Source organism: Pseudomonas brassicacearum, from assembly GCF_918698105.1.
Taxonomy (GTDB): domain Bacteria; phylum Pseudomonadota; class Gammaproteobacteria; order Pseudomonadales; family Pseudomonadaceae; genus Aquipseudomonas; species Aquipseudomonas brassicacearum_F.
On sequence record NZ_CAKKMI010000131.1, the window covers coordinates 1 to 10,022 of the forward strand.

Annotated in this window: 10 protein-coding genes; 5 read left to right on the top strand and 5 right to left on the bottom strand. The window is 61.2% G+C overall.

Annotated elements, in window-relative coordinates; all coding sequences use genetic code 11:
- The first annotated feature begins 244 nt into the window (after positions 1 to 244).
- The 3 genes from LQ215_RS28560 (at position 245) to LQ215_RS28570 (ending at position 3,065) form a co-directional block, all read left to right on the top strand.
- Positions 245 to 1,024, top strand: a complete 780-nt coding sequence (locus LQ215_RS28560; RefSeq protein ID WP_230153598.1) for an ABC transporter substrate-binding protein — start codon at positions 245 to 247, stop codon at positions 1,022 to 1,024.
- A gap of 147 nt (positions 1,025 to 1,171) precedes the next feature.
- Positions 1,172 to 2,284: a succinylglutamate desuccinylase/aspartoacylase family protein gene (locus LQ215_RS28565; protein ID WP_230153599.1), complete on the top strand. Its 1,113-nt coding sequence runs from the start codon at positions 1,172 to 1,174 to the stop codon at positions 2,282 to 2,284.
- 64 nt (positions 2,285 to 2,348) lie between these two features.
- Positions 2,349 to 3,065 carry an alpha/beta hydrolase gene (locus tag LQ215_RS28570; protein ID WP_230153600.1) on the top strand — a complete coding sequence of 239 codons (717 nt, stop codon included), beginning with the start codon at positions 2,349 to 2,351 and terminating at the stop codon, positions 3,063 to 3,065.
- A 141-nt stretch (positions 3,066 to 3,206) separates the two neighbouring features.
- Here the strand turns inward: LQ215_RS28570 and LQ215_RS28575 are convergent, their stop codons facing one another.
- From LQ215_RS28575 to LQ215_RS28590, 4 genes are all read right to left on the bottom strand, one after another.
- Entirely contained in the window at positions 3,207 to 3,794 is a 588-nt protein-coding gene (locus LQ215_RS28575) for a hypothetical protein (protein WP_230153601.1), read from the bottom strand.
- A gap of 74 nt (positions 3,795 to 3,868) precedes the next feature.
- A complete protein-coding gene (locus tag LQ215_RS28580) occupies positions 3,869 to 4,150 on the bottom strand; it encodes a hypothetical protein (RefSeq protein ID WP_230153602.1) in 282 nt (93 codons plus the stop codon).
- A gap of 223 nt (positions 4,151 to 4,373) precedes the next feature.
- Positions 4,374 to 5,399, bottom strand: a complete 1,026-nt coding sequence (locus LQ215_RS28585) for a purine-nucleoside phosphorylase (protein ID WP_230153603.1) — start codon at positions 5,397 to 5,399, stop codon at positions 4,374 to 4,376.
- Positions 5,400 to 5,444: 45 nt separating this feature from the next.
- The gene (locus LQ215_RS28590) at positions 5,445 to 6,395 is read right to left on the bottom strand and encodes a nucleoside-specific channel-forming protein Tsx (protein ID WP_230153604.1); all 951 of its coding nucleotides are present in this window, start codon (positions 6,393 to 6,395) and stop codon (positions 5,445 to 5,447) included.
- 299 nt (positions 6,396 to 6,694) lie between these two features.
- On the opposite strand from LQ215_RS28590, the gene selD reads away from it, so the two are divergent.
- Both selD and mnmH read left to right on the top strand, forming a co-directional pair.
- Positions 6,695 to 7,729: a selenide, water dikinase SelD gene (gene selD, locus LQ215_RS28595; RefSeq protein WP_230153605.1), complete on the top strand. Its 1,035-nt coding sequence runs from the start codon at positions 6,695 to 6,697 to the stop codon at positions 7,727 to 7,729.
- Positions 7,729 to 8,832 (top strand): tRNA 2-selenouridine(34) synthase MnmH, encoded by a 1,104-nt coding sequence (gene mnmH, locus LQ215_RS28600; protein WP_230153606.1) that lies wholly within the window; start codon positions 7,729 to 7,731, stop codon positions 8,830 to 8,832. The genes selD and mnmH overlap by 1 nt, the downstream gene beginning before the upstream one ends.
- Positions 8,833 to 8,975: 143 nt before the next feature.
- Here mnmH and LQ215_RS28605 read toward each other — a convergent pair whose 3' ends face one another.
- A complete protein-coding gene (locus tag LQ215_RS28605; protein WP_230153607.1) occupies positions 8,976 to 9,650 on the bottom strand; it encodes a histidine phosphatase family protein in 675 nt (224 codons plus the stop codon).
- Positions 9,651 to 10,022: the final 372 nt, after the last annotated feature.

The following is a 10,022-nucleotide window of genomic DNA, read 5'->3' on the forward strand; positions in this document are numbered from 1 at the left end:
GGCGGCGGCACATTCGGCATTGAGACACGCTGGCGCGCCGCGATCGCGAGCAAGCTCGCTCCTACAGAACTTCGGCGTTACAACACGGCATTAGTGGCTTTTTATAAGTATTTGTCGCCTCAACATAATTCCCCTCCTGAGTGCCCCTCTAGACTCCCGCCCACTTCGGTTTTTGCTGACCGAACGCTGCCTACGAATCTGCCTATAACGATCAATAAAATACCCTGCGCACTCAGGAGCAAAAATGAAGAAGCTAGTCATGTTCGGTGCCCTGGCACTGTCCGTATTGTCCGTGTCGGCCGTGGCCGAAGACGCCAAGCCGATCCGCCTCGGGATCGAAGCCGGTTACCCGCCGTTTTCGATGAAAACCCCCGACGGCAAGCTGGCCGGCTTCGATGTCGATATCGGCGACGCCCTCTGCGAGCAGATGAAGGTCAAGTGCACCTGGGTCGAGCAGGAGTTCGATGGCCTGATCCCTGCGCTGAAAGTGAAAAAGATCGATGCGATCCTGTCGTCCATGACCATCACCGACGATCGCAAGAAAAACGTCGATTTCACCATCAAGTACTACCACACCCCGGCGCGTTTCGTGATGAAGCAAGGCTCCGAGGTCAAGGACCCGTTGACCGAGCTCAAGGGCAAGAAAGTCGGTGTGCTGCGCGCCAGTACCCACGACCGTTTCGCCACCGAAGTGCTGGTGCCTGCCGGTATCGACCTGGTGCGCTACAGCTCCCAGCAGGAAGCCAACCTGGACATGGTCGCCGGCCGCCTTGACGCCATGCTGGCCGACTCGGTCAACCTCGACGAAGGTTTCCTGAAAACCGACGCTGGCAAAGGCTTCGCCTTCGTCGGTCCGACCTATGAAGACGCGAAATACTTCGGTGGCGGCGCTGGCATTGCGGTGCGCAAGGGCGATAAGGCCCTGGCCGATCAATTCAACGCGGCCATCACCGAGATCCGCGCCAACGGCACGTACAAGAAGGTGCAGGACAAATACTTCGCCTTTGATGTCTATGGGCATTAATCGGTAGGAGCTGCTGTAGGAGCTGCCGAGCGAAGCGAGGCTGCGATCTTTCCACTGCCAGTTGAGTCCAGAGCGAAAGATCAAAAGATCGCAGCCTCGCTTCGCTCGACAGCTCCTACACAGCCCACCTGGTCATTCGGAGATTTCATGCAACGCATCGACCATACCCTGCCATGGAGCCACCTGGGCACCGAGCGCCGGCTCAGTGTGTTTCGTTACGGCCATGGCCCGCGCAAGGTTTATATCCAGGCCAGCCTGCACGCCGACGAATTGCCGGGCATGCGTACTGCCTGGGAACTGAAGCAGCGGCTCAACGACCTCGAGGCGCAAGGCCTGCTCAAAGGGGTGATCGAGCTGGTGCCGGTGGCCAATCCCATCGGCCTGGATCAACATCTGCAAAGCGCCCACATGGGGCGTTTCGAACTGGGCAGTGGCAAGAACTTCAACCGCGCTTTCGTGGAGCTCAGTGCGCCGGTGGCGCAACGCATCGGTGATCGCCTGGGTGACGACCCGGCCGCCAATATCACCTTGATCCGCCAGACCATGGCCCAGGTTCTCGACGATCTGCCGCCACCTCCTTCGCAACTCGAAGCGCTGCATCGCCTGCTGCTGCGCCATGCCTGCGACGCCGACATCACCCTGGACCTGCATTGCGATTTCGAGGCAGCGATCCACTTGTATGCCTTGCCGCAACAGTGGCCGCAATGGCGCTCCCTGGCCGCACGCTTGAAGGCCGGGGTGGCGTTGCTCAGTGAAGATTCCGGTGGCAGTTCGTTCGACGAGTCCTGCTCCTCACCCTGGTTGCGCCTGGCCAAAACCTTTCCGGCGGCGGCGATCCCAGCGGCGAACCTGGCGACGACGCTGGAGCTGGGCAGCATGGGCGACACCCGCGTGGAACAGGCCCAGGCCAATTGTGAAGCCATCCTCGGGTTTTTGGCCGAGCAGGGTTTTATCGCCGGGGACTGGCCATCCGCCCCCGCCGAATGTTGCGAAGGCTTTCCGTTCGAAGGTACTCAATACCTGTTCGCGCCCCACCATGGCGTGGTGAGCTTTCTGCGTGAGGCCGGTGAATGGGTGGAGCACGGCGATCCGCTGTTCGAAGTGGTCGATCCGTTGAATGATCGGGTCACCATCGTGCGGGCTGGCACCAGTGGCGTGCTGTTTGCCCTGGACCGCGGGCGCTACACCCAGCCGGGCATCTGGCAGGCAAAGGTCGCCGGGCGTGAGCCGATTCGTACGGGGAAATTGAGCAACGACTGATAAGTGCTGTCTACCTCACCGCACGCTTCTTGTCGTGCGGCGATCGAATGATGGAGGAAGATTGATGTTTAAAGCGCTCACCCTGTTTCTGTTGCTGGTCTCGTCCGGGTTGCAGGCCCAACCCTCGTTGCACACGGACCTGCCGCTCAACTACCTGGCCCAAGTCGATGGGCAGGCCAGTAACCGCCCGCTGGTGATCTTCCTGCACGGCTCCGGCAGCAACGAACAGGACCTGTTCGAACTCAAGAGCGAGTTGCCCCGGGATTACAACTACCTCTCGGTGCGAGCGCCGAAGAGCATGGAACAGGACCGTTACCAGTGGTTCGCGAAAAAGGGCGACGGTGCTTACGACGGTGACACCTCGGACTTGAAGGCCAGCGGTCAGATGCTGCTGGACTTCATCGACAAGGCTCGGGCCAAGTACTCGACCGATGCGAGCAAGGTCTACCTGGTAGGGTTCAGCCAGGGCGCGATGATGAGCTACGAAGTGGCTTTGCGACACCCCGAAGCCGTCGGTGGTATTGCCGCGATGGGCGGGCGCGTGCTGTCGGTGTTGCGGGCGGAACTGACCCCCGATGAGTCGCGCCGTACACTGGCGGTCTTCATCGGCCATGGCACGGCAGACCCAATCATTCCCTACCACGATGGTACCGAGGCCAACAGCTTCCTGAAGACCCTGGCGCTGGAACCGGAATTCCATGCCTACCCGGGCGTCGGCCACAGCATCAGCGCCCTGGAAGTGCAGGACCTGCGGGCCTGGCTGGAGCGGCTCAATCCCTGACCACCCTAAGCCCCTGTGGGGAAACCCTGTGGGAGCCGAGCTTGCTCGCGATAGCGGTGGGTCAGCTTGCATCAATGCCAGGATGTGCCAACGCCATCGCGAGCAAGCTCGGCTCCCACATTCCCACATATTCCGGGGCGCTTATTTACCGCTGGCGATCTGCTTCACCAACGCTTCATGACCGGCCTGGTCGCTGGCCCGGGAGATGACCTGCACCACGGCCATGCGCGTGCCAGAGGCGCCCAGCAGCGTGGTGTCGAGGGTCGGCCCGCCGCCTTGGGTTGCGCGGGTGTCGAGCTGACGCAGGCCCAGGCCGGTGCCTTTTTGGGTCAGGCTTTTTTCGCTGAGGATCTTGGCGTCCGGCAAGGCTTTGATGCGTTGGGCGGCGAAGTCGGCCATGGTGGTGTCAAGGAACGCGCCATCGTTGTCCTTCACATTCGTGCCGTTGACGATGGTGTTCTCAGCGGCAATCACTACGGTTCTGCTGGTGGCATTGCTGTACATCGTCCCTGTCGCCCCAGCGGTGCCCTGGGCCACTTCACCGGCCGGTAGCGGCGTTGCCGTGAAGCCCTTGGGCAAGGTGAAGGTGAACTTGCCGCCGAGCATCGACACCTTCTGCGCCGGTGCCTCGCCGGCAGGTTTGGCCGGGGCCGCTTGGGCGGATACCACGACCAGGCTGGCGATGGCCCCCAGCAACAGGGCGGCGGCTTGTTTACTCAGCAATGACATTGAAACGCTCCACAGAGGGTTGTGCCTGGAGGCCGATCATCCCATGGACGTCGCACCTGACTCCAGCGAAGCACTCAGTCGGGTTCCACGTCCAATTGCAGGCTGTCGTCGGCCAGGCGCTCGGTTCGCCGGACAATACCGCTGATGCGCCGGCCTTCGGCGCTGAACACCACGATCTGGGCTTTATCCAGATCCGTCGGCAGCGGTGGTCGCACGTGCAACGCGAACCAGGGCGGTTCGCCGTCGTCGAGGCGTTTGACGTCGAGCTGGCAGTCGACACTTTTGGTGTCGCGACCAAACAGCGTGTCGAGGCCGTAATCAAGATGAGTGCTGTCGGCAGCGGGGTCGAGGGACATCGGCGGTCTCCTGGATGGGTACGCAAGGGTGATGTTCAAGTGATCCCTTCCGAAATTGAAAATTCCATTGGATGAGCTGTCGAGTTGAGCGCCAACCTGTGGGAGCAAGGCTTGCCCGTGATGCCGGCGCCTCGGTTCACAGAGGACCGCGTCGACTTCATCGCGGGCAAGCCTTGCTCCCACAAATCGCTCCCATCGTCACAAGAGCCGGGGCGGCTGGCGTTCAAACGCCAGGCACGCCGTCTTCCCACACCGCCCAGTTCTTCACAATGTCCTGCACCAGCGGGTTGCCGGTGCGGAACAGGTTTTCCAGCGCCGGGACGAACGCGCCCTGGTCGGCGTATTTGAGCAGGTTGTCGACTTCGTTGCCGCCGGGCTCGGGGCGGTCGAAGTCGGACCCGGCCCGCAGCACGGCCAGCCGGTTGATGTCCACCCGCCCTTCGCGGCTGGCCCGCAGCAGGGCCTCGTAGGTGGAGTTGTCTTCCTGTTGGGTGGTGCAGTAGACGCCTTTGTTATCGGTGAGCAGGCGGGTCCAGACTTCGGCGCGCTCGCTCAGGCGCGTGCCGGAGAACCAGGTGTTGCCGGCCAGGGTGTCGCAGCGGGTCACCACCGGCGGTTGGTTGGCCGGGGCGTATGGGTACTTCAAGCGCCAGGCCGCCGATGCCTTGCTTTCCGCCAAGCTCACCTTCTGGCTGAGGGCAAAGGCCTTGGCTTGCAGGGCCGGGTTGAGTTCGAAGACTTCCGTCTTGTAGTCCAGCGGCGGCTTTTCATTCGGCCCCTGGGTGTTGATGCCCAGGTAGCCGGTGGGCCATTCCTTGGGCACATCCCGCGAATCCAGCTCCCATTGGGTACCGAACTCCACCAGGTAATGGGCCCAGGCCGTCGTGCCAAGCGTGCCGTGGTGCGGGTTGATGCCGGCGATCCCAGCCACCAGGAAATAACTTTTGCGCAAGTCGACGGTGGGGGAGAGCGCCAGGGCCAGTGTCGAGGCCGCGGCGTTGGTCTGGCCCATGCCGGTAATCAGCAGGCAGACCCGCTCGGTATTGCAGCGGATCGTCGGATACTCGGCGGACAGCCCCGGCACACGGATTTCAGTCTTGAGTTCGAGGCGTTCGATCCAGTGCTGGGCCTCGGGGGCGAACATCGTGATCAACATGACTTTGGGTTGTAACGGCGGTGCGGCCCCGGCGGTCGAGCAGAACAGGGCCGTGCAGGCCAGGCCGATTGAAATAGACAGGCGATTGATCATGTATTCGTGACCTCCATGGATTCGAAGTGGTGCTTCTACGTTTGCTCAGAATTGATAGCCAACCCCGGCGTAGTATCCCCAGCCGTCGGAGCGGGCGCGGAAGTTGCCGTCGCCAAAGTTAAGCTCACTGCCGTCCTGCCAGTTGCCGCCGTTGTGAAAGTAGCGGCCTACCAGCGTAAAGCGCAGGTGCGTGAACGAATACAGCAGGACGTTGGTGGCGACCGTGGCGTTGGCGGTGCGGGCGGGGTTGTCCTTGTGCAGGTCCGAACCGAAATCGAAGTTGGTAAAGCCGATGTACGTCAGCGAGGCGCCATTGCCGAACTGGCTGATCGGCACGATGTATTTGAGTTGGGCGCGGTAGCCGTCCCAGGAATATTCATTGCTGGCGCCATAGTTTTCCCACTGATAACGGCCATAGAAGTTGGCCGACAGGTTGACCCTCGAGTGGGTGTCGATGTCGGTGCCCAGGCCGCTGTACAAGGTGTTCGCACGATTGGCGCTGTTGCTGCCGTGATCGTAGATCCAGTCGAACGCCACGTACCATTCCTTGAACGGCCCGATGGCCAGGCTGCGACCGGCCAGGTAGTCGATGGAAATGCGCGGTTCGTGCTCCATGAACACCGGGGAACCGTGGTCCCACACGCCTTTGTCGTGACTGTTGCCAATATTGAAGATCTTTGGAATGTCGACGTAGCCATAGAGCTCGAAGGGCCCTTTGCGTCCGAAGTATTCATATTCCAGATAGACGTCGTCGACCGGTTGCGGGCCGAAGCTGATGTCCTTGCTGCCGATGAGCGTCAGGTCCTGGTTGTACCAATCCGACAGGTAGGCGCCTTTTTTCGAGGGGGCGGCCTCAGGGCTGAGGGCTTCGCCCTGGGCGGAAGCCTCGGCGGTTTGGGCTTGGACGGTGGTGCTGAGTAGTCCGGTAACGGCGGTCAGTAGCAGGGCGGCTGCCAATACGCCGGGCGTAGCGCGACACTGGGAAGTGCAGTGCATGGAAAGTCCTTGTTCGTGCGGGCCGAAGCCCGGGGTCCGTGGTTGAAAAAAAGCCATCGACCGGTTGGGTAGGATCGATTGCGCAAACGTTTGCACATGTCGTACCAGTTTTTCGCATTGGCTTGAAATGCATGGGGTTCAGGCTTTTTTCCTGTCCTGTTGGTCAGGCTCGGTGCACCGAATTCGGCAGCGTCATGTGAAGTGGCACCAACGTGTTGCAGGAGCCCGTGCTCGACGCGGCACTGAGTCGGTGGCGTTGCTGATAGAATCGGTCATCTTGACTGACCAGAGGTATGCCCATGAGCGAGCCGATTCGCCTGACCCAGTACAGCCACGGTGCCGGTTGCGGCTGCAAGATTTCGCCCCAGGTATTGGAAGTGATCCTGGCCGGCAGCGGTGCGCAGAACCTTGATCCCAAGTTGTGGGTCGGCAATGCGTCCCGGGACGATGCTGCGGTGTACGCCATCGACGAGGAGCGCGGGGTGGTCTCGACCACCGATTTTTTCATGCCGATTGTCGATGATCCTTTCGATTTCGGTCGCATCGCTGCCACCAATGCCATCAGCGATATCTACGCCATGGGCGGTGACCCGTTGATGGCCATTGCGATTCTCGGCTGGCCAGTCAACGTATTGGCCCCGGAAATTGCCCGGGAAGTGATTCGCGGCGGTCGTTCCGTGTGCGATGAGGCCGGTATTCCCCTGGCCGGCGGGCATTCGATCGACGCGCCTGAGCCGATTTTCGGCCTGGCGGTCACCGGTCTGGTGCAAAAGCGCCATATGAAACGCAACGACACGGCGACCGCCGGTTGCCGCCTGTACCTGACCAAGCCGCTGGGCATCGGCATCCTCACCACGGCGGAAAAGAAAGGCAAGCTGCGCGCCGCCGACGTCGGCCTGGCCCGCGACTGGATGTGCACCCTCAACAAACCGGGCAGCCGTTTCGGCAAGCTCGACGGTGTGACGGCGATGACCGACGTCACCGGTTTCGGCTTGCTTGGGCACTTGGTGGAAATGGCCGACGGCAGCCAACTGACCGCGCGCATCCGCTATGACGCAGTGCCGCGTCTACCGGGCGTCGAGTACTACCTCGACCTGGGCTGTGTGCCAGGCGGTACGTTGCGCAACTACGACAGTTACGCCAGCAAGGTCGGTCGGGTCCAGGAGCTGCATAAGCGCGTGCTGTGCGACCCGCAGACCAGCGGCGGCCTGCTGATTGCCGTTACCCCCGAAGGCGAGGGCGAGTTCCTGCAGGTTGCCGCCGAACTTGGGCTGGCGCTGGAGCCTATCGGCGAACTGGTCGAGCGACAGCGTTACGCGGTCGAGGTGTCTTGATGAGCCATGACATCACCGATTACCGCGACATCTTTCTCAATGACCGGCCGATGATGGACACCCGCGCCCCGGTCGAATTCATCAAGGGCGCCTTCCCCGGCGTGGTCAATTTGCCGTTGATGACCGACAGCGAACGGCAACGCGTCGGGACTTGCTACAAACAGCAGGGGCAGCAGGCCGCCATCGTCCTGGGGCATCAACTGGTGTCCGGTGAAATCAAGGCCGAACGCATCCAGGCCTGGGCCGAGTTTGCCAAGGCTCATCCCGATGGCGTGCTGTATTGCTTTCGCGGCGGCCTGCGTTCGCAGATCGTCCAGCAGTGGCTCAAGGACGAAGCGGGCATTGATTACCCCAGGGTCGGCGGTGGCTACAAGGCCATGCGCAGCTTCTTGTTGGACGTTGTCGAGCAGGCAGTCGCCCAGTGCGACCTGGTGCTGCTGGGCGGCATGACCGGTACCGGCAAGACCGAAGCGCTGGGCCAACTGAACAACAGCCTGGATCTGGAAGGTTATGCCAACCATCGCGGTTCCAGCTTCGGCAAACGCGCCACCGGCCAGCCTTCCAACATCGATTTTGAAAACCGCCTGGCCGTGGACGTACTGAAAAAACGCGCCAGCGGCATCGAACAATTCGTGCTTGAAGATGAGAGCCGTGCGGTCGGCAGTTGCGCCTTGCCGCTGCCCTTGTACCAGCGCATGCAGCAGGTTCCGATGGTCTGGCTTGAAGACAGCCTGGAGCACCGGGTCGAGCGGATCCTGCAGGATTACGTCATCGACCTGTGCGCGGAATTTGTCGCCGTACATGGTGACGAAGGTTTCTCGTTGTTTTCCGAGCGGTTGCTGGCAAGCCTGGACAACATCCACAAACGCCTGGGCGGCGACCGTCACCGGCGCTTGATGAACATCCTTGAGACGGCCCTGGCCGAGCAGGCCAACAGCGGTGCCGTCGACTTGCATCGCGGTTGGATCGAAGGCTTGTTGCGCGAGTATTACGACCCGATGTACGTGTTCCAGCGGGAAAAGAAGGGGCTGCGGATCGAGTTCTCGGGGGAGCAGGCGGCCGTATTGGAGTATTTGCGTGAGCGGGCGGCACGGGGCGGGTGACCACAGGTTCCATATCCCCTGTCAATTCCTGTGGTAGCGAGCTTGCTCGCGATAGCGGTGTTTCAGTCACATTAATATCAATGGGCCTGACGCTATCGCGAGCAAGCTCGCTCCCACAAGGGCTTTCACTAAATACCCGCTGATCAGGTCGGACAGGTTTCCTGGCCATTATCCAGGCCCTGCTTGTAGCTCTGGCTGGTGAGGCTGGCCTTGCCGTTGTGCCAGGTCAGGGTCAGCACGTACAGCGAATCGAAGTCCCCCGAGGCCCAGTCTTCGGTAATGGTTTGCTCCTTGCCCACCGCCTCGCCGGCAACCTTGTTGATCAACTCCGGCAGGTAGCCATGGGACCAGGCGGTATAGATGGTGGCGTTGTGGTACTTGTCGTGCAGCAGTTCGTCGGCCAGGTCGCTGGTGTCGTTGGCCGAATAGTTGATGTTCACCGGCAACCCGAGCTTGATGGCGCTGGGGCTGATGGTCATCAGCGGGCGAATATAGCTATAGGAATTGTCCAGCTCACCCTCTTCGACATTGCGGGTCGGGTTGGCCGCGAACACGTAGTCGGCCTTGCCGAATTTTTCCGGCAGCAGGGTGGCCAGGTCGATGGCACGGTTGAGGCCCTGGCAGTTGAGCTGGCCCAGGCCACCGGCGGGTTTCTCGGCGTGGCGCAGGAACACCAACGTTTGCACACCGTCGGCTGGCTGGGCGCGGCTGATGCTGGATTCCAGCGACAGCACCAGGCCACAGACCACAAGCAGCGTCGGCAGCAGCAGCCACGAACGGTGTTTGAGGCGCTTGGCGAAATTCAGTGGGTTCATCATCGAATAATTATTCTTCGGCACGCTTGAGTCAGGCTGACAAACCCTGGCACCGCGAAGCGCTTGGCCTCGGGTGTTTTCCCTGTCGTTACGCCTCGTTCATTCTTTGGGGGCATTGCTCAGAGTCCCTTTGAGCGCTTTGGTTCGATTCCGGCTGCACTGTAGCGACCTCCATCAGGAGATGGGACGAACGTTAACGACAGGATGTTGCGAAATTAAGAAGGGAAGACGTGAATTCTGTGACGGGCAGTGATGTCGTCCCCTACATCTTGGATTATCCTCGGGGTTTCCTTCATTTCCGAGCCGACCCCATGCCCGACTTGACCCCATTCCCCATCACCGAGAAATGGCCCGCCCAATACCCGGAGTGGATCC

Excerpts from the sequence above, each read along its gene's own strand:
- LQ215_RS28590 (WP_230153604.1), bottom strand. The coding sequence starts at position 6,395 with ATGCACTGCACTTCCCAGTGTCGCGCTACGCCCGGCGTATTGGCAGCC.
- LQ215_RS28570 (WP_230153600.1), top strand. The coding sequence starts at position 2,349 with ATGTTTAAAGCGCTCACCCTGTTTCTGTTGCTGGTCTCGTCCGGGTTG.
- LQ215_RS28565 (WP_230153599.1), top strand. The coding sequence starts at position 1,172 with ATGCAACGCATCGACCATACCCTGCCATGGAGCCACCTGGGCACCGAG.
- LQ215_RS28575 (WP_230153601.1), bottom strand. The coding sequence starts at position 3,794 with ATGTCATTGCTGAGTAAACAAGCCGCCGCCCTGTTGCTGGGGGCCATC.
- LQ215_RS28580 (WP_230153602.1), bottom strand. The coding sequence starts at position 4,150 with ATGTCCCTCGACCCCGCTGCCGACAGCACTCATCTTGATTACGGCCTC.
- LQ215_RS28560 (WP_230153598.1), top strand. The coding sequence starts at position 245 with ATGAAGAAGCTAGTCATGTTCGGTGCCCTGGCACTGTCCGTATTGTCC.
- mnmH (WP_230153606.1), top strand. The coding sequence starts at position 7,729 with ATGAGCCATGACATCACCGATTACCGCGACATCTTTCTCAATGACCGG.
- selD (WP_230153605.1), top strand. The coding sequence starts at position 6,695 with ATGAGCGAGCCGATTCGCCTGACCCAGTACAGCCACGGTGCCGGTTGC.
- LQ215_RS28585 (WP_230153603.1), bottom strand. The coding sequence starts at position 5,399 with ATGATCAATCGCCTGTCTATTTCAATCGGCCTGGCCTGCACGGCCCTG.
- LQ215_RS28605 (WP_230153607.1), bottom strand. The coding sequence starts at position 9,650 with ATGATGAACCCACTGAATTTCGCCAAGCGCCTCAAACACCGTTCGTGG.